General features: G+C 66.2%; 16 protein-coding genes. 5 read left to right on the forward strand and 11 right to left on the reverse strand.

Annotation, left to right across the window (positions count from 1 at the left end):
- Positions 1-67: 67 nt before the first annotated feature.
- Both ACFPK0_RS07690 and ACFPK0_RS07695 read right to left on the reverse strand, forming a co-directional pair.
- Positions 68-1,501, reverse strand: coding sequence for a lipase family protein (locus ACFPK0_RS07690; RefSeq protein ID WP_377339543.1), 1,434 nt, complete (start codon positions 1,499-1,501; stop codon positions 68-70).
- Between the two features lie 169 nt (positions 1,502-1,670).
- Positions 1,671-3,104 carry an aldehyde dehydrogenase family protein gene (locus ACFPK0_RS07695; protein ID WP_377339545.1) on the reverse strand — a complete coding sequence of 478 codons (1,434 nt, stop codon included), beginning with the start codon at positions 3,102-3,104 and terminating at the stop codon, positions 1,671-1,673.
- A gap of 250 nt (positions 3,105-3,354) precedes the next feature.
- Between ACFPK0_RS07695 and ACFPK0_RS07700 the strand changes: the two genes are divergently transcribed.
- A complete protein-coding gene (locus ACFPK0_RS07700) occupies positions 3,355-4,446 on the forward strand; it encodes a hypothetical protein (protein WP_377339547.1) in 1,092 nt (363 codons plus the stop codon).
- Positions 4,447-4,584: 138 nt separating this feature from the next.
- Here ACFPK0_RS07700 and xseA read toward each other — a convergent pair whose 3' ends face one another.
- The gene (xseA, locus tag ACFPK0_RS07705) at positions 4,585-5,931 is read right to left on the reverse strand and encodes an exodeoxyribonuclease VII large subunit (protein WP_377339549.1); all 1,347 of its coding nucleotides are present in this window, start codon (positions 5,929-5,931) and stop codon (positions 4,585-4,587) included.
- Between the two features lie 100 nt (positions 5,932-6,031).
- The gene (locus tag ACFPK0_RS07710) at positions 6,032-7,489 is read right to left on the reverse strand and encodes a phospholipase D-like domain-containing protein (protein WP_056079562.1); all 1,458 of its coding nucleotides are present in this window, start codon (positions 7,487-7,489) and stop codon (positions 6,032-6,034) included.
- A gap of 59 nt (positions 7,490-7,548) precedes the next feature.
- On the opposite strand from ACFPK0_RS07710, the gene ACFPK0_RS07715 reads away from it, so the two are divergent.
- The 3 genes from ACFPK0_RS07715 (at position 7,549) to ACFPK0_RS07725 (ending at position 11,158) form a co-directional block, all read left to right on the forward strand.
- Positions 7,549-9,504, forward strand: a complete 1,956-nt coding sequence (locus tag ACFPK0_RS07715) for an acetyl-CoA hydrolase/transferase C-terminal domain-containing protein (RefSeq protein ID WP_377339551.1) — start codon at positions 7,549-7,551, stop codon at positions 9,502-9,504.
- 263 nt (positions 9,505-9,767) lie between these two features.
- The gene (locus tag ACFPK0_RS07720) at positions 9,768-10,724 is read left to right on the forward strand and encodes an XVIPCD domain-containing protein (protein ID WP_156458941.1); all 957 of its coding nucleotides are present in this window, start codon (positions 9,768-9,770) and stop codon (positions 10,722-10,724) included.
- 11 nt (positions 10,725-10,735) lie between these two features.
- Positions 10,736-11,158, forward strand: coding sequence for a hypothetical protein (locus ACFPK0_RS07725; RefSeq protein WP_056079555.1), 423 nt, complete (start codon positions 10,736-10,738; stop codon positions 11,156-11,158).
- Between the two features lie 68 nt (positions 11,159-11,226).
- Here the strand turns inward: ACFPK0_RS07725 and ccoS are convergent, their stop codons facing one another.
- The 7 genes from ccoS to ccoN form a co-directional block, all read right to left on the reverse strand.
- Complete coding sequence (ccoS, locus tag ACFPK0_RS07730; protein ID WP_377339554.1) at positions 11,227-11,397, reverse strand: cbb3-type cytochrome oxidase assembly protein CcoS; 171 nt, start codon at positions 11,395-11,397, stop codon at positions 11,227-11,229.
- Positions 11,394-13,622, reverse strand: a complete 2,229-nt coding sequence (locus tag ACFPK0_RS07735; RefSeq protein ID WP_377339556.1) for a heavy metal translocating P-type ATPase — start codon at positions 13,620-13,622, stop codon at positions 11,394-11,396. Before ACFPK0_RS07735 ends, ccoS begins: the two co-directional genes overlap by 4 nt.
- On the reverse strand, positions 13,619-13,849 hold the full coding sequence (locus ACFPK0_RS07740) for a hypothetical protein (protein ID WP_056079549.1): 231 nt from the start codon (positions 13,847-13,849) through the stop codon (positions 13,619-13,621). Before ACFPK0_RS07740 ends, ACFPK0_RS07735 begins: the two co-directional genes overlap by 4 nt.
- On the reverse strand, positions 13,836-14,762 hold the full coding sequence (gene ccoP, locus ACFPK0_RS07745) for a cytochrome-c oxidase, cbb3-type subunit III (protein ID WP_056079547.1): 927 nt from the start codon (positions 14,760-14,762) through the stop codon (positions 13,836-13,838). Before ccoP ends, ACFPK0_RS07740 begins: the two co-directional genes overlap by 14 nt.
- Positions 14,759-14,980 (reverse strand): cbb3-type cytochrome oxidase subunit 3, encoded by a 222-nt coding sequence (locus tag ACFPK0_RS07750; protein ID WP_235577522.1) that lies wholly within the window; start codon positions 14,978-14,980, stop codon positions 14,759-14,761. Before ACFPK0_RS07750 ends, ccoP begins: the two co-directional genes overlap by 4 nt.
- On the reverse strand, positions 14,977-15,630 hold the full coding sequence (gene ccoO / locus ACFPK0_RS07755) for a cytochrome-c oxidase, cbb3-type subunit II (RefSeq protein ID WP_377339559.1): 654 nt from the start codon (positions 15,628-15,630) through the stop codon (positions 14,977-14,979). The genes ACFPK0_RS07750 and ccoO overlap by 4 nt, the downstream gene beginning before the upstream one ends.
- Positions 15,631-15,756: 126 nt before the next feature.
- Positions 15,757-17,223, reverse strand: coding sequence for a cytochrome-c oxidase, cbb3-type subunit I (gene ccoN, locus ACFPK0_RS07760; RefSeq protein WP_056079540.1), 1,467 nt, complete (start codon positions 17,221-17,223; stop codon positions 15,757-15,759).
- Positions 17,224-17,487: 264 nt separating this feature from the next.
- Between ccoN and ispG the strand changes: the two genes are divergently transcribed.
- Positions 17,488-18,747 carry a flavodoxin-dependent (E)-4-hydroxy-3-methylbut-2-enyl-diphosphate synthase gene (ispG, locus tag ACFPK0_RS07765; protein WP_377339561.1) on the forward strand — a complete coding sequence of 420 codons (1,260 nt, stop codon included), beginning with the start codon at positions 17,488-17,490 and terminating at the stop codon, positions 18,745-18,747.
- Positions 18,748-18,801: the final 54 nt, after the last annotated feature.

The following is an 18,801-nucleotide window of genomic DNA, read 5'->3' on the forward strand; positions in this document are numbered from 1 at the left end:
GGCACGTTTCGACCGGGCGGAGCGAGCGCGATCATAGGCCAAAAACCACAACGGCAGCTGAGGCTCCTCAGCTGATGAGCGGGCCGGGTACAGGGTTGTGGAAGTCGTGTGGTGCGAGGTCGCGGGTCAGGCGGAACACGCCCTCATGCACGTGCCGCGGCAGCACCACGTCCAGCACCGTGGTCTGGTGCGCGCCCAACATGTTGAACAGGTCGTCGGCCGGCGCGCTTTGCGCCAGCGCATGGTGGACCAGCCCGGCGAGATCGGCCGGCTGCACTCTTGCCCCGTACGGGCGATGGCTGGCCACTGCCGCGCGCAAGGTCTTGCGGCTGTTGCGCGGATCGGCCACGCGGTCATCGCCGGCCAGCAGCTTGTGGTTGAGGTAAAGCGATACCGCGTGGGTCTTCGTATTGGCCTGGCGGTCGATAATGAAGCCGTCGGGCATCAGGTCGGGGCTGGCCTGTGGTCCGGCGGTGAACAGGAAGCCCGCCTCCGGCAGCGGCTCGCCGGCTTCGTCGGAAAGACGCAGGATCAGCAGGCTGCGCGGGTCGTGGATGTGCACGCGCGGGGCGAACGGGCCGGCGGGCTCCAATTCCACCTTGTCGGCATCGCGTGCGTCGTTCTCCTGCTCGAACGCGGTGCACAGCGCGGCGTACGTGGCGGCGCTGTGCACCTGCAGGCAGCGCAGGATCGCGTTCACGGTGGCGGGCGCGGCACTGGCCATGATCCCGTGGTCATCGCCGGAGTGCGATGCGCCGGCGATCAGCTTGAACGCGCAGCGCGGACCACGCTGCAGGTTCAGCGCCAGGGTGTCCAGCGTGGCGACCTTGCCGTCGGACGCCAGCACCGCGTGGCGCGCGTTGAGGTTGGCGGCGGCGATGCGCACCACGCCGTCGGAACCGTCCTCGCCGGTGTAGCTGTTGAGGTGATCGTAGAACGCGCGGTCGGGGCGGTCGCCGGTCAGCACGAACAGGTACTGGCCCGCGCTGGTGGGATCGGCGCCATGGATGTAATCCAGATTCAGCGACAGCGACGCATCGCTGCCGAGCGCCAGCCAGTCCAGGATGCGCTGGCCCGGTTCCACCCCGTTCCACCACGATTTCAGCTTGCCCAACGTGCCTTTTCCCAACTGCGCCAAGGCTGAGCTGTAGTTCGCCGGCGCCAACATCACCAGGTGGCTCAGCTTGATGGTGCTGTGGCTGCCGGGCTTGTCGCGCTGCGCACGCAGCCATTCGCGCACCACCGGGCCGCCGGTGGAGTGGGTGATGCAGGCAATGCTTGCGTCCAGCAGGTGCAGGTCGCGCAGTGCGTGGTCGAACGCGCGCACCAGGTCGGCCATGGTCACCGCGTCGTCGAAACTCACGTATTCCGAGAGCCAGATATCCGCCAGCGTCAATGGCATCCCGGCCGCGGCGGCCTGCTGCTGCAACTGCCGCGGCAGTTGCCCGTAGGTCGAGGTATTGGTGACGCTCCAGCCGTGGACGAACACAAGCGTGGTCATGGCAGCGCTCCGCGAGGAGATACTGGGGATGATGGCGCAATGCGTGGCGCGGCGAAATGGCAGTGACAGGGAGCGACTGTAGGAGCGACTTCAGTCGCGATGCTTCTGCTCTGGAGCCCTGAATCAAGAGCGTCGCGACTGAAGTCGCTCCTACAGGTCCCGCGGGTCTTTATCCAGGTTCCCGCATCACCATCAGCCGGATCTCGGTCATGTCCTCGATCGCATAGCGGATACCTTCGCGGCCGAAGCCCGACAGCTTGCCGCCGCCGTAGGGCATGCTGTCCACCCGGAAGCTGGGAATGTCGTTGACGATCACGCCGCCCTGGTCCAGCTCGTTCCAGGCGCGCATGGCGTGGTCGAGGCTGTCGGTGAAGATACCCGCCTGCAGGCCGTAATCCGAATCGTTGACCATCGCGATGGCCTCGTCGAACGTGCTGTAGCGCTGCAGCAGGGCGAACGGGCCGAATGCTTCCATGCGATTGGCCTTGGCATCGGCCGGTACGTTTTCCATCAGCGTGGCCTGCAGCATGTTGCCGTCGCGCTTGCCGCCGCACAGCAGCTTGCCGCCGGCCTGACACGCTTCCTCGATCCAGCCGTGCAGGCGCTTGGCGGCCGCTTCGTCGATCATCGGGCCGAGGAAGGTGTCCGGGTTTTTCGGGTCGCCGCTTTTCAGCTTTTTCGTGGCCGCCACCAGGCGTTTCTTCAAGGCGTCGTAGATGTCGTCGTGGGCGTAGATGCGCTGCACGCCGATGCAGCTCTGGCCGGACTGGTAGAACGCGCCGAAGATCAGCCTATCGACCACGCGCTTCAGGTGCGGGCCCTGGTCCGCATCGACAATGCAGGCCGCGTTGCCGCCCAGTTCCAGCACCACCTTCTTGCGGCCGGCGCGCGCCTTAAGGTCCCAGCCGATCTGGCTGCCGGTGAACGAGAGGAGTTTGAAGCGCTCGTCCTCGACCAGTGGCGAGGCGTGCTCGCCATCGATGGGGAGGATCGAGAACGCGCCCCTGGGCAGATCCGTCTCGGCCAGGATTTCGCCGATGATCAGCGCGCCGATCGGGGTTTTCTCTGCCGGTTTCAGCACGAACGGGCAGCCCGCGGCGATGGCGGGGGCGACCTTGTGCGCCACCAGGTTCAGCGGAAAATTGAACGGCGTGATGAACGACACCGGCCCCAGCGGCACGCGTTTGGTATAGCCGTGATAGCCGTCCAGACGGCTGGCCAGTTCCAGGTTCAGCGTCTCGCCGTTGATGCGCACGGCTTCCTCGGCGGCGATCTGAAAGGTCTCGATCAGCCGCGTCACCTCGCCGGCGGCATCGCGGATCGGCTTGCCGGCCTCGATGCACAAGGCCTCGGCCAGCTCATCGCGGCGCTCGCTGAAGCGCTGCACGCAATGGCGCAGCACCGCCTGCCGCGCCCAGGGCTTGAAGTTGCGCATCGGCGTGGTGGCTTTCACCGCGGCGGCGATGGCCTTCTCGACCGTCTTCGCGTCCGGCACCGCCACACGGGTGGCGATCCTGCCGCTGTATTTGTCGCGCACGACGAGGTCGGTGTTCGGTTGCTGTGGCTGGTTGGCGAGGTAGTAGGGGTAGCTCTTGTTCAACATGGCGCCTGCCCGCGGTTGCGATCGGGCAAGCATAGGACGTGGCGATGTTCAGAGCCTGTGAGGCGGTTTGCCTGGGCGCATCGTGCTATGGCGTCGGCACTACCGTGCTCGTTGCCGGATGCTATGCTCCCGCACCGTGGACGGTCCCGTTCGATGATCACTGGTCTCGGGATTCGCGGGGCGCGTGGGGCGCATGGTTCGTCGAACGTGGGCACGTGGATGTCCATTGGGTACATGTCATGGAGGATCGATGATTATTTCGTTGAATAAGCGATGGGCGCGGACAATTGTCCTGTTTCTGGCTCTGATGGCGGCACCTGCCATCGGCATGGCCACGGCGTTATGTGCGGATAGCCTGCATGTAGTCACGGCGAGCGATGGCGCGCGGCTTTTCACGGCGACATCCACTCACGCCGGACTCAGCGTGCGGCAGACGTTCGACGATGTGCGGAAGATAGCCGCCGCCGACGGATACGTGATTGCCATCGAGCCGGACTACAGCAGCCCGAATCCCAGCATGGGGATCGGCAAGCCGCCGTCTCCCGTACCGACGCTGGTCCAGGTTCAGCAACCGTCCGGGATTTCATTTACCTCGATTGTGCCGCCCGGCAACGCGAGCAAAGGCGTGCCGGAGCGGCTGTGCGCGATGGTCGGCAAGTTCGAGGCCGGTCGGCCCGCCGTGCCGAATCAGTTCGAACCTGCCATGACGGCGGAGACTCTGGAACAGTCGCGCACCACGATTCCCGTGACCAAGCCGGTCGTGAATATCCTCAAGCCGGACGTACCGTTTGATCTGGCTGCGGCCAAAGCCGCGCTGGAGCCGGGGCGCTCGACCATCAGGGGGCAAGTGTGCGGGAGTTGGCGGGGAAATCTCGTGTTGGGAAGCCAGCCGGTGCTTCTATATCCCGTGACGCCGTATTTGCAACAGATCCTCGCACTCGGCAAGAAGGCAAAACGAGGCAAGGATCAGGTGGTCACGGATCCGGACCTGGTCGTCGCGAGGATGGAAGCGAAGCCCAACGAAAACGGCGAGTTCCAGTTCTCCCGGATGAAGCTTGGCGAGTATTACCTGGTGACCAGCATTTCAGCGGTGCTTGGTGGCTCCCGCGACGTTTATGCCGGGCATGTAGACACGGATTACGGTTCGGGCAACGTGTACACCAGCCAGAACTTCAGTTTCGGATCGGATGCCGGCATCGAGCGGATCGTGGAGGTAAAAAAGGATGGCGATACCGTCAAGGTCACCATGCAACCGCACATCAGCGCGTTCAATCATTCCGGGTTGAGCGGATCGATTCTCGGCTGCAGCAAGTTTGGCAAGGAGGTGTCTCGCGGTATGTAGCGGCGTGGTCGTCAGGCGCCATCCCGGCATGGCTGCCGAACCACGAATCGGGATTCGAGTGGCGGTCGAACGCCCCATTTCATTCGTTTGGTCGAGCCTCTGAACGCACCGGCGGAAGGCAATCGCCGCTTGCGCGGCTCAGTCCTCACACACCCGCAATGCAAGTTCGCCATCCGCCAGCCGAGCGCGCAGCGGTGTGCCGGTGGCGACGTTTGCTGCCGAACGCAGCACCTTGCCGTCGGCGTCGAACATGATGGCGTAGCCACGCTCCAGCGTGGCCAGCGGGCTCACGGCGTGCAGTGCACGGCCGTCGTGGCGCAGTTGGGTCTGGCGCCGCTGCAGCAGTTGGGTGATGGCGCGGCGCAGGCGCTGGTCCTGCTCTGCCAGGCGGCGCTGCAGCAGGGGCAACTGGTTGCGCGGGTGGCGTGCCAGCAGGCGTGCGTGCAGGCGTTCCAGTCGGGTGCGGCGGCGCTGGTCCTGTTCGCGCAGCACGGTGGTCAGGCGGCGCTGCAGATGCACCAGTCGCTCGCGGTCGCGTTGCAGCCGCGCCTGCGGCCGTTGCGCCTGCAGGCGTGCCAGCAGGTGATCGACGCGTTGCGATTGCCCCTGCAACCGGCCCAGTTGCACCGCCAGCAGGCGTTGCTGCAATTGGCGCAGGTGGCGGCCCACCGCCACCGCATCGGGCACCAGCAGTTCGGCCGCGGCCGAGGGCGTGGGTGCGCGCAGGTCGGCCACGAAGTCGGCGATGCTGAAATCGATCTCGTGGCCCACGGCAGAAATGACCGGAACCGCGCTGGCATGGATGGCCCGTGCCACGATCTCCTCGTTGAACGCCCACAGGTCTTCCAGCGAGCCGCCGCCTCGGGTCAGCAACACCACGTCGTAGCGGGCGCAGGCCGAGGCCTTGCGCAGCATCGCCACGATCGCCGGTGGCGCCTCGCGGCCTTGCACCGGTACCGGCAGAATTTCCACGTGGGCCAATGGCCAGCGCCGTGCCAGCACGCTCAGTACGTCGCGCACCGCCGCGCCGGTGGCGGAGGTGATCACGCCGATGCGGCGCGCGTAATGTGGCAGTGCGCGCTTGCGCGAGGGGTCGAACAGGCCTTCGGCGTTGAGCCTGGCCTTGAGTTGCTCGAACTCCCGCTGCAGCGCGCCTTCGCCGGAAGGCTCCATGTATTCGGCCACCAGCTGGAATTCGCCGCGCGGCTCGTACAGGCCGACCTTGGCGCGCACCATCACCTGCAGGCCATCGACCGGGCGGAAGCGCAGCGTCGACGCCTTCATCTTGAACATCGCACAGCGCACCTGGGCGCCGCTGTCTTTCAGGGTGAAGTACACATGGCCGGAGGCGGGGCGGGCCACGTTGGAAAGCTCGCCCTCGATCCACACCTGCGGCAGCGCATCGCCCAGCAGGTCGCGCACCAGCCGGTTGAGCGAACTGGGCGTCAGGACATGGCGGGTGGTGCTGTCGTCGAAGGCGGGCATGGGACGGCGAGCCTATCACGCGCCGTCAGACCTAGTCCTGTAGAAACATCCGCTTGGCGAAGCTTTCTGAGAGATTGCTTTGAACAGGCCGCATCCTGCCTCAGCTGCTCTTGCCCGGCGCCGGGCGGCGCCGGCCGCGATACATGCGCCAGGCGGCGATGCCCAGGTTCAGCGCAAACCAGGCGGCCAGCAGGCCGAGCGGCCAGCCGACCCAGGCGGGCCACAGCAGCGACACCACGGCCAGCAAGGTCAGCCCGGCGGTGCCGGCGAACAACGGGCCGCTGGGGGTGTCGCCCAGCACGCGGCGGTTGCTCAGCACGGCGCCCACCGTGTTGGCAATGCGCAATGCGCCCACCGCGGCGCGGCTGGAACTGCCGCCGGCATGGCGCACCCGGCGCGGCCGGTCCTGACTGCTGCGCACGCGCTCGCTGCCGGGATGGCGGCGACGTGGCGCCAGCACGATCTCGGTGGCGTTCTCCAGGTCGCGCTCGTACTGCGCGGCCAACTGGCCGGCAAAGCCGGCATCCTCCACCGAAACGTCGATCTCGCGGTTGCTCAGCCAGCTGGCGATGTTGAGGTTGGACGAACCCACCCGCGCCCACTGGCCGTCGGCCACGGCGGTCTTGGCGTGCAGCATCGAGCCATTCCACTCGAACACGCGGATGCCGGCTTTCAGCAACGGCCGGTAGCCCGAACGCGACATGCTGGCCACCACGGGGATATCGCTGTTGCCCGGCACCAGCAGCCGCACATCCACGCCGTCGCGCGAGGCGGCCACCAGCGCCTGCACGTAAGGCGCCAGGCCCACGAAATACGCGTCGGTAAGCCACAGGGTCTTGCGCGCCATCGAGGCAATCAATTGATCGAGCCGGTACATGCCGGCACTGGCCGGCTGGGTGGCGATCACCCGCAGGGCGACCGAGCCGGCGGGTTCGTCCGGTTCGGGCAAGGGCGCAAACGGTGCCAGCGGCGTGCCGATGCCACCCCAGCTCTGGGCGAACGCGGCTTCCATTTCGGCCACAGCCGGCCCGCGCAGTGCCACGCCGGTGTCGCGCCACGGCGGCACATCGTGCGCGGGATCACCCAGCCACTTCGCGCTGATGCACACGCCGGAAAGAAAACCTTGCACGCCATCGACCACCAGCACCTTGCGATGGTCGCGGCTGAGCCAGCCGAACGATTGCCCCAGTTGTGGTGGATTGAACACCCGCACTTCGCCGCCGGCCGCCCGCAACGGCGCCCAGAAGCGGCTGCGCGACTGGCCCAGGCAACCCATCCAGTCCACCACCACGTTCACCAGCACGCCGGCCTGCGCGCGCTCGACCAGGGCATCGCGGAAAGCGCGGCCCACGTCGTCGTTGCGGATGATGTAGTTCTCCAGCAGCACGCGGTTCTGCGCGCCGCGGATCGCCGCCAGCCAGGCCTCGTAGTGGGCGGCGGCATCGATCAGCAACTCCACCGCGTTGCCGTTGAGCAGCGGCGCACCGGCGGCGCGGCTCAGCGCCTGTTCGGCCAGTAATCGGCTCGGTGTGGTGGGGATGAGCGGTAGCGATGACATGGCCCGAGTGTAAGCGAAGCCTTGTTGACGTAGCGCCATCGCCGCGCGGCGCTTCTGGCATGATCGCAGGCATGCCGATCCGTCGCATTTACGCCGATACCGCCACCTGCGCGCAGCAGGTCGCCGATGCGCTAGGCCCGGACTTGCGCGTGGCCGCGCCCTTGGGGCTGGGCAAACCGCATGGCCTGCTCAACGCGCTGTACGCGTTGACCGCCGCGGACACCACCCGGTCGATGCGCTTGTACACGGCGCTGTCGCTGACGCGTCCGCGGCCCAAGCCGGGGTTGGAGGCGCGTTTCCTCGAACCTTTCCTGCGGCGGCATTTCGGTGCCGACCAGATTGACCCGCAGTACGCGATCGACCAGGCGCGCGATGCCTTGCCGCCCAATGTCGAGGTGCACGAGTTCTACCTGCAGTCGGGTGCGCTGCTGCATTCGGCCAGCGCGCAGCGCAGCTACATCAGCCAGAACTACACCCACGTGGCGCGCGACCTGGTGCTGCAGGAGATCAACCTGCTGGTGCAACTGGTGGCGCGGCGCGAGGACCCCGACGGCGTGCACTACAGCTTGTCGAGCAACCCCGACCTGACCCTGGATTTCCTGCGCCAGATGCAAGCCGCCGGCAAGCCGCGGCCGTTGTGCGTGGCCGTGGTGCATCCGGACCTGCCGTACATGAGCGGCGCGGCCGAAGTGCCCGAAAGTTTCTTCGACATCGAACTGCAGCCGGAAACCTCGCCACCGCTGTTCGCATTGCCGCGCCTGCCGCTGGACGTGGCCGAATATGCGCTGGGCCTGCACGCCAGTGCGCTGGTGAAGGATGGCGGCTGCCTGCAGATCGGCATCGGCGCGTTGTCCGATGCGCTGGTCAAGGCGCTGCTGCTGCGCCAGCAGTCCAACAGCGCGTGGCGCGGCGCGCTGGCGTCGCTGGATGCGGGCGGCAACACGCGCACGCTGGCCGGCTACCTGGGTGGTACGGCGCCTTTGGTCACCGGCCTGTACGGTGCCAGCGAGATGGTGATGGACGGCTTCATGCATCTGCAGCGCGGCGGCATCCTGAAGCGCCGCAGCTGGGACAACCTGGCGCTGGAACGCGCCTCCGTCGCGGGCCGGTTGAATCCGGCGACGCCGGGCGGGCATTTCCTGCGCGGCGCGTTCTTCCTGGGTTCGCGCGAGTTGTACGCATGGCTCGGCGAGACCGAGGCGGCCGATCCCGATGCGATCGACATGTGCCCGGTGTCCCACGTCAACCAGTTGTACGGCGACCACCAGACGCTGGCCGCCTTGCAGCGGCGCGGCGCACGCTTCTTCAACACCTGCATGATGGCCACGCTGCTGGGCGCGGCGGTTTCCGACACGCTGGAGGAGGGCGCGGTGGTCAGCGGCGTGGGCGGCCAGTACAACTTCGTGGCGATGGCGCACGAGTTGGCCGACGGGCGCTCGGTGCTGCTGCTGCGCGCCACCCGCATGGGCCGCAACGGCCTGGAAAGCAACATCCGCTGGAACTACGGCCAGACCACCATCCCCCGGCATCTGCGCGATATCTACGTCAGCGAATACGGCGTGGCCGACCTGCGCGGCAAGAGCGACAGCGAGTGCGTGGAGGCGATGCTGTCGATCAGCGACGCCTGCTTCCTCGACGCGCTGTGCGCGGAGGCCAAGGCGCATGGCAAGCTGGCGCCGGACTTCGTGATACCCGCCGCCTGGCGCCACAACCGCCCCGACTGCCTGCGCCAGTCGCTGGCGCCGCTGCAGCGCAAGGGCCTGCTGCCCACGTTCCCGTTCGGCAGCGATTTCGACGACGTGGAACAGCGGCTGCTGCCGGCGTTGAACTGGCTGAAAGGCTGCGCCCTCAGCTGGCGTGGAAAGTGGCGGCTGCTGAAGGCCGTGATCCGGCCAGGCGACGCGGTGACGGGCGAAGCCGAGGCCTTGAAGCGGATGGGCCTGGCGGCGCCGGCGACGTGGAAGGATCGGCTGCAGCAGCGGGTGTTGCTGGCGGCGTTGCGGAATACCCGGTAGGAGCGGTTGCTGTGGGAGCGACCTCAGTCGCGATGCTCTTTGTTTGGGGGCCAGAGCAGAAGCACCTCGACTGAAGGTTCCTACGCCGGTCGCGGCAAAGGTTCGACCATCCCGCGGCGCTCTACCCGGCGTGGCCACGATGTCCAGGACTACGAAATCGCATTCCGCCAGAAGTAAGATTGTGACCGAACGAACAACGCATCCATCAGGCCGGTAGCTGGTAGCCAGAAGCGCATTTGAACGACCCCAGGGAGTTCCTGTCCATGACTGACACGCACCACGGAACAACAACTCAACTCGTGCCCGTTACGCTGTCCGGCATGGGTCATACCTATCTCGACCAATCGATGGTTCCAAAGGTCAACGCTTTCATAGCGAATGCGCGAGCTCACGGTGTAAGCCTCCATTTCAATAGCGCGTTCAGGACCCCAGAACATCAGGAACGGTTGCACCACGATCCCAACGCCATTACCCCGGCCACGCACAGTCTTCATTCGGCCGGGTTTGCCGTCGATGTGAATTATTCGACCGTCAGCGAAGCGCAGCGTGAAATCATTCGAACGGCCGCACACAATGCGGGATTGAGCTGGGGCGGCAATTTTCACCGGCGCGACCCGCCGCATTTTTATGTGGATCCGCCCATAGACAGAAACACGGCTATCGCGAATGCAACCCGGCAATATAACGAGCTGACCGGACGCCATCGGTCGCGCGCGCCTGAGCACCACGACGCACCAACTCACCAGCAAAACGCGCAGCAGGCGTCGCCAGGATATCCGGCACCTGGTACATCAGCGCAGGTATCACCACGTCTGGACGAAGCCTCACATCCGGATCACACGCTATTTCAGCAGGCGTATGCCGGTGTGAAAAAAATTGATGCCGAGCGAGGCCGCGCGTCGGATCGTATCAGTAAAAACCTGGCCGGTGCATTGGCTGTCGAGGCAAAATCGCAGGGCTTGAAGCAAATCGACAGTGTTGTTCTGAGCGACGATGGTTCCAAGGCGTTTGCTGCTGAGCAACCCATGCTTGGCGTGGTAACGAAGGTCGCAAATGTAGATACGGTCAGAGCGGTCAATATGTCGATCGAGCAAAGCACACAGCAGATGGCGCAGGTCAATCAGACCTTGCAACAGCAAGGCCAGCACAGGGCGCAGCAGATGGCTCAACAGGGAAACCTGCAGGTGACCGTCACACAGAATGTTTCATGCATGGGTTAGGGCATGGGCCGATGATTGACGATTTCGGGAGCAAGACGATGAAACGGATGAACCATGTATTCCTGATGATGCTTGTTTTCAGCATCTTCTTGACGGCGGCCACCGCTGCTACCGCCGGGCAACCGAAGCCGACGGGCATGTTTTCGAACATGGCATACAACGACGAAGGAGGCGACCTGCTTGGGACGGAGATTTTCGTCACCTATGCTCGCGACGGCTACTTTGTCGTCTATCAATCGAGCGAGGGTGACCCAACAACGCCCGTGGTGGTACCCGCGACAATATCCGGTACATCAATCAAATTTTCGGTACCAAAATCCGTCGATCCTCGCGGCAACTTTGTCGGAACGATCGGACCACAAGAGCTGACCGGATCGTTCTCGGCAAACAAAGAGGTCATCCATCTCAAGCGCAAGGCCAGTTACTGGCAGTGAGGATTGATACAAGGCGGAGCGGTGAATTCTCGCGGATGTGCGCCGTTGTGCTGGCTCCTGGTTAGTCACTAGGGCGCATCTTTTTCATCCGTGTCCGCAGGCGGGTCATCCATCAACGGCAGCACGGCGGGGCTGTCCAGGTCGTCGAATTGCTGGTGGTTGACCGCCCAGAAGAACAGCGCCACGGCCACGCCGATGACGATCAGGGTGACGGGGATCAGGATCAGCAGGATGTTCATCTGGAGGCTCCCCGCGCGGGCGTAGTCGTGCCGACCCGTTGCGCGTTGAGCACGACCACCAGCGAACTCAAGGTCATGCCGATGCCGGCCAGCCACGGCGGCACCAGCCCGAACGCGGCGAACGGTACCGCGCAGAAATTGTAGGCCAGCGACCAGCGCCGGCTCTGGGCCACCACGTGACGCACCTGACGCGCGATCACGCGGGCGCTGGCCAGGCCATCCAGACGTCCATCCAGCAGCAACAGGTCAGCATGTGCCTGGGCCAGGCCGGTGCCGCTGTCGAGCGCGGCGGAGACGTCGGCGCCGGCCAGGAGGGGGGCGTCGTTGGTGCCGTCGCCCACGGCCAGGGTGACATGACCTTGTGCCCGCGCGGCCTGCAGCACGGCGAGCTTGTCCGCCGGGGTTTGCCGCGCATGCCAGTCGTCGATACCCACCGCGCTGGCCAGCGGGGCCACGCGTTCAGCCACGTCGCCGCTGGCGATGGCGCAGGCGATGTTGTCGGCGCGAAGAAATTCCACGGTGTCCGCGGCGTCGGATCGGGCTCGTTCGTCCAAATGGAACGCGGCGATGGCGCCCTGCGCATCGGCCAGTACCAGGGTACCCGCAGCCAGCGTGGACGCGTTTTCGCCGCTGTGTTCCAGCGCAAACTCCGCGCGGCCCAGGCGCAGGGCACGGCCTTCCAGTTCGCCACGGATGCCCGCGCCGGCGACGACTTGCACCGCGGTGGCGCGTATCGGGGAGCCATGCGCGGCGGCTTCCGCGGCCAGCGCGCGGGCCAGCGGGTGCGAGCTTTCGCGCGCCAGTGCGGCGGCCCATTGCAGGGTGCGGGCGGGGTCGTCGCCGCGTAGCGGTTCCACCGTGGCCAGCGACAGTTGCGGGGTGGCCAGCGTGCCGGTCTTGTCGAACAGTGCGAAATCGACCCGCGCCAGCGGCTCCAGCGCCGCGCTGTCGGTCACCAGCACGCCGCGCTGTGCCAGTACGCCCAGCGCGCGGGTGAGGGTGGCCGGCAAGGTCAGCGCGAAAGCACAGGGGCAGGCCACCACCAGTACCGCTACCGCGGCTTCGAACGCGCGCGTGGGATCGACCAGCAACCAGCCCAGTGCGGTCAGCACCGTCAGCAGCAATACGCGGGCCACGAAGCGGCTGGCGTCACGTTCGCTGGCCAGCATCGAGGGCGCGCGCGCCTGCCGTGCCCGAGCCGCCAATGCACCCAGCCGCGCGGCGACCGTGTGCGAGCCGCTGGATTCCACCCGCAGTTGCGCCGGTCCGGTCAGTACCACGCTGCCGGCCACCAGCCGCTCGCCGGCATGCCGGGTCACCGGCCGCGATTCGCCGGAAAGCAGCGCTTCGTCGACACGCACCGTATGGCCTTCCAGCACGCCGTCGGCGGGCACCGTGCCGCCCTCGCTGACGTGGACCAGGTCGCCGGGGGCCAGCTCGATAGCGGCCACGGTTTCCAGTTGGCCATCGCTGCGGCGGCGTTCGGCCAGCAGTGGCGTGGCATCGATCACCGCATCGCCCAGCGCGCTGCTGCGATGGCGCGCGCGCAGTTCCAGGTAGCGTCCGCCCAGCAGCAGGAACACGAACATGCTCACCGAATCGAAATAGATCTCGCCATCGCCGCGCAGCGTGTTGACGGAGCTGGCCAGGAACACCAGTGCCACCGCCAGCGCCACCGGCAGGTTGATCCCCAGCCTTCGCTGGCGCAGCTCGGCCTGCGCGCCGGCGAAAAACGGTTGCGCCGAATAGAACACTACCGGAATGGTGGACAACAGGCTCAGCCAGCGGAACAGCCCGCGGGTGGTGAAGTCCACGAAATCGACCGCGCCGATGTACATCACGAACGCGTAGGTCATCACCTGCATGGCGAACATGCCACCGACCAGCAGGCGCTTCAGTGCCGCATGCATCTCGATCGCGCGGGCGTCGTCGATGCTGTCGTGGCGCAGCGGCTGCGCGGTGCAATGCGTGCTGGCGAAAACGGCGAGCAGGCGCGGCAACGGCGTGCGCCGCGCGTCCCACACCACCCGCACGCGTCCGGCCGGTGCATCGATGGCCACGCGTTTCACGCCGGGCAGGGCGTGGATCAACTGCTCCAGGGTCAGGATCTGGCGGGCGTCATGCAGGCCGTCGACGCGAAGGGCGATTTCGCTGCGGCCATCGCGGCGCGGGCGCATGACCTGCGCGGCGAGTTGCGGGTGCGCCCAGGCCGCGTAGGCATTCATCGCGGGCTGGCGGGCGGCGGGCCGTGGCTGCTGTGCGCAGCGGACGGCACGCCGAACAGGCCGCTGCCGGCGTGTTCCACCGGCGTATCGGGATGGTGCGCGGCGACCACGATGATCCACACGCAACCGGCCAGCGAAGCCACGAACAGCGCCACTCCCAGCCACACGATCGGCTGGCGATACCACGCTGCCCTGGCGGGTACCGGCACCGGGTCAGCGCTGGGCATGGCCTTGGCTCGCGGCGGCATCGCCCTGGTGCGAGAGGTGGTAGACGTAAGCGGCCAGTACGCGGATCTGGTCACTGGTCAGGCGCGTGCTCCACGCCGGCATGGCACCCTGGCGGCCACCGCCGATCGAGTGCTCGATGTCCTCCAGCTTGCCGCCGTGCAACCAGATGTGGTCGGTGAGGTTGGGCGCGCCCAAGGCGGGATTGCCCTTGCCGTCGGGGCCGTGGCAGGCCGCGCAGGTGGTGAACAGCGGCTTGCCGGCCGCGGCCTTGGCCGCGTCGTGCGGCGAGTCGGACAGGCTCAACACGTACTGGGCCAGGTTCTTGACGTTGTCCTCGCCCAGGCTGGCCCACGGCGGCATCAAGCCGCTGCGGCCATCGTGGATGCTGGCCAGGATGTCCGCGCCGGTACCGCCGTACAGCCAGTCGTTGTCGATCAGGCTGGGCGCACCCACCTTGACGTTGCCGTAGCCGCCGCGGCCGTGGCAGGCGGCGCAGTTGTCCACGAACAGCCGCCCGCCCATTTGCAGCGCAGCGGGGTCATTGGCCAGCTGCTCCACCGGATACTGGCGAAAGCGCTCCAGCAGCTCATCCAGTTTCGCGTCGTTGGCGGCTTCATCCCTGGCCAGCTCGCCGTGCGAGGTCCAGCCGAGGATACCCTTGTGGCTGCCGAAGCCCGGGTACAGCACCAGGTAGGCGAACCCGGCCAGGAACATCGCGCCGGAGAACAGCAGCCACCACAACGGCAGGTTGCGCACGCCTTCGCGCACGGTGCCGTGCGCCCAGACGTGGCCGCTGGTCTGGTCGGGCAGGGTGGGGATCTTGGCCCGCGGCGCCCACAGGAAAAGGAAGAACGTGATGCCCAGGTTCAGCACCACCAGGAACATTACCCACAACGACAATCCAGTGGTCACGGCTGGTCGCTCCCCTGGTTGTCGGCGACGTCCTTTTTGGCAATGTCGGCCGGGTCGGGCAGCGGGCCCTCGGGTTTGTCTTCCATCGGAATCTCCGACATCCGCTTGAACGTTGAACGATGGCGCTTGCGCCAGGCCCAGACCCAGATGCCGATGAAGATCAGCATCAGCACCACGGTCACCACGCCGGTGATATGGCCCCAGATCGGATTCATCATGGCTTGTCTCCGTGGCCGGCCGGCACCGGCACGGCAGCGACCGGCTCGTTCTTGATGCCCAGCCCCTGCAGGTAGGCGATCAGCGCATCCATCTCGGTCTTGCCGGCCAGCGCCTCGTTGGCCTTGGCAATGTCGTCGTCGCTGTACGGGTCACCCAGCCGGCGCAGGGTGCGCATGCGCGCCTGCACGTCGGCGATGTCCAGCTTGTTGTCATTCAGCCAGGGATACGCCGGCATGTTCGACTCCGGCTCCACCTGGCGCGGGTCCTCCAGGTGCAGGCGCTGCCAATGGTCGGAATACTTGCCGCCCACGCGGGCCAGGTCCGGCCCGGTGCGCTTGGAGCCCCACTGGAACGGTCGGTCGTAGACCGACTCCTCCGCGGTGGAGAAGTGCCCGTAGCGCTGCGTCTCCGCCCGCAAGGCGCGGATCATCTGCGAGTGGCACAGGTAGCAGCCTTCGCGCACATACACGTCGCGACCGGCCAGGCGCAGCGCGTCATAGGGTTTCACCCCCGGCGGCGCCTTCACCGAATGCGCCTGGATGAACAGGGGCGTGATCTCGGCCAGACCGCCGATGGACACCATGATCGCAATCAGGACGCCGAGCAGGCCGGCGTGCTTCTCGATGACTTCGAAATGTTTATAGGCCATGGTTGAGCTCTATTTGAAGAGTGCGGCGATGGATGGCCGCCTTTGGGCTTGCAGGGCCGGAAGGGTTTGCAGAATCGGTAACCCGATCGAAGTGGCGATCATGGACGAGCGCATCAGCCAGGCTCCTCAATTGGCCGCGGGCAGGGGCACCGGCACTTGGTGCGGGTAGGGCTCGGGGATGGGCACGGGGATCGGCTTGATCAATCGCGCACGCGCATCGGCGGCGGTGTGCCACAGGTTCCAGGCCATGATCACCATGCCGCTGAGCACGAACACGCCACCCAGCCAGCGGATCCAGTACATCGGCTTGACCGCGATCAGGCTGTCGATGAACGCATACGCCAGCGAACCATCGGGCAGCGTCTTGCGCCACATCAGGCCTTCGGTGACGCCGGCCGTCCACATCGAACCCACGTACAGCAGCAGGCCCATGGTGTGGATCCAGAAGTGCCACTCCATGCCCTTGCGCGAGTACATCTTCTCCTGCCCCAGCGCGCGCGGCGCCATCGCGTACAGCGAGCCGATGGTGATCATCGCCACCCAGCCCAGCGAGCCCGAATGCACGTGCGCAATGGTCCAGTCGGTGTAGTGCGACAGCGAGTTCACCGTCTTGATCGCCATCATCGAGCCTTCGAAGGTCGAGGCGGCATAGAACACCAGCGACAGCACCATGAACTTGGCCGCCGGATCCATCTTCAGCCTGTGCCACGAGCCGTTGAAGGTGAGCAGGCCGTTCGCCGCCGAACCCAGGCTGGGCATCAGCAGCACCAGCGAGAACGCCATGCCCACCGACTGCACCCAGTCGGGCAGGGCGGTGTACATCAGGTGGTGCGCGCCGGCCCACATGTACACCGAGATCAGCGCCCAGAAATTGACGATCGAGAAGCGATAGCTCCACAGCGGCTGCTGCGCCTGCCGCGGCACGAAGTAATACATCATGCCGAGGAAGCCGGCGGTGAGGAAAAACGCCACCGCGTTGTGGCCGTACCACCACTGCACCATCGCATCGACCACGCCGGCGTAGACCGGGTACGACTTGAACAGCGATGCGGGCAAGGCGAGGTTGTTGACGATGTGCAGCAGGCCCACTGCGATGATGAACGCGCCGTAGTACCAGTTCGCCACATAGATGTGCTTGATCCGGCGCCGCGTCAGGCTGCCGAAGAACACCACGCCGAAGCTCACCCACACGATCGCGATCAGGATGTCGATGAACCACTCGGGTTCGGCGTACTCCTTGCTCTGGGTGATGCCCAGCGGCATCGTCACCATCGCCAGCACGCAGACCAGTTGCCAACCCCAGAAGGTGAAGCCGGCCAGCTTGGTGAACGCCAGCCGCGCATGGCCGGTGCGTTGCACCACGTAATAGCAGGTGCCCATCAGCGCCGAGCCGCCGAACGCGAAGATCACGCCGAAGGTGTGGTCGGGGCGGATGCGGCTGAAGGTCAGCCACGAGGTGTCGAAATTCAGCGCGGGCCAGGCCAGTTCGGCAGCGGCATATACGCCCACCGACATGCCGATGATCCCCCACACGGCGGCAGCCAGCAGGAACTGACGCACCACTCTGTCGTTGTAATACTCGGTGTTCGGCATGCGGATCCCCGACGGTTAACTGCGCTATTTTGCGTAAAGCGTGACGCGATGCCATGACGCCAATCAAGTCGCTGCGACAATGCGTACCGAACTGCCCGGTGCGCTCCCAGTCTGGCAGCTGCGGCTTGCAGCTTTCGTGAAAGATATCCCGTGCCGCTCGATGGCGCGCGCCGGCCACCTTCGCTCCATGGCGCCATCGGGCCGGGTCATCGGAGGCGTACCGGTGATCGGTTATCCTTGGCGCTGTTTTCCCGAACAAGAAGCATGAGCGAAATGGTTACCCAGGTGCCTCTCACGGCAGGTCCGGCGCCGCGCCGACACAGTGTTGCCGTGCAGGTCGGCAAGGTCCGCGTCGGTGGCGATGCACCGATCGTGGTGCAGTCGATGACCAATACCGACACCGAGGACGCCGCCAGCACCGCCAGGCAGGTTGCCGAGCTGGCCCGCGCCGGGTCCGAACTGGTACGCATTACGGTCAACACGCCCGCCGCCGCCGCCGCGGTGCCGCGCATCGCCGAGCGGCTGGCGATGATGGGCGTGGACGTGCCGCTGGTGGGCGACTTCCACTACAACGGCCACCAGTTGCTGGAACGCGAACCGGCCTGCGCCGAGGCGCTGGCCAAGTACCGCATCAACCCCGGCAACGTGGGTTTCGGGGCCAAGCGCGACACCCAGTTCGCGTCGATCATCGAAATGGCCCTGCGTTACGCCAAGCCGGTGCGCATCGGCGTCAACTGGGGTTCGCTGGACCAGAGCATGCTGGCCGCGCTGATGGACGAGAACGCGCAGCGCGCCGAACCGTGGGACGCCTCGCGGGTGGCGCGCGAGGCGCTGATCCGCTCGGCGCTGGAGTCGGCCGCCAAGGCCGAGGAGATCGGCCTGGAACGCGACCGCATCATCCTGTCGTGCAAGGTCTCCGGCGTGCAGGAGTTGATCGCCGTGTACCGCGACCTGGCCACGCGCTGCGATTATGCCTTGCACCTGGGCCTCACCGAGGCGGGCATGGGTTCCAAGGGCATCACCGCCTCCAGCGCCGCGCTGGCCGTGTTGCTGCAGGAAGGCATCGGCGACACCATCCGCATCTCGCTGACGCCCGAACCTGGCGCCTCCCGCACCGGCGAGGTGATTGTGGCGCAGGAGCTGCTGCAGACGATGGGGCTGCGTTCGTTCACGCCGCTGGTCACCGCCTGCCCGGGCTGCGGCCGCACCACCAGCGAGTTCTTCCAGGTGCTGGCCAAGACCGTGCAGGAACACGTGCGCGAACAGATGCCGTTGTGGCGGGTGAAGTACGACGGCGTCGAGAACCTCACGCTGGCGGTGATGGGCTGCATCGTCAACGGGCCGGGCGAATCCAAGCACGCCAATATCGGCATCTCGCTGCCGGGCAACGGCGAGGCGCCGGCCGCGCCGGTTTTCATCGACGGCGAAAAGGCGATGACCCTGCGTGGCGACAATATCGCCAACGAATTCGTGGGCATCCTGGACGATTACGTGGAGCGCAAATACACCGCCCGCACGAGCTGATGGATGCGTCACAATGCGCGGGTACGGTTTTCTTCACACTGCGTTGCCAGCTCG

It is taken from the genome of Rhodanobacter ginsenosidimutans (assembly GCF_042655685.1).
Lineage (GTDB): Bacteria > Pseudomonadota > Gammaproteobacteria > Xanthomonadales > Rhodanobacteraceae > Rhodanobacter > Rhodanobacter ginsenosidimutans.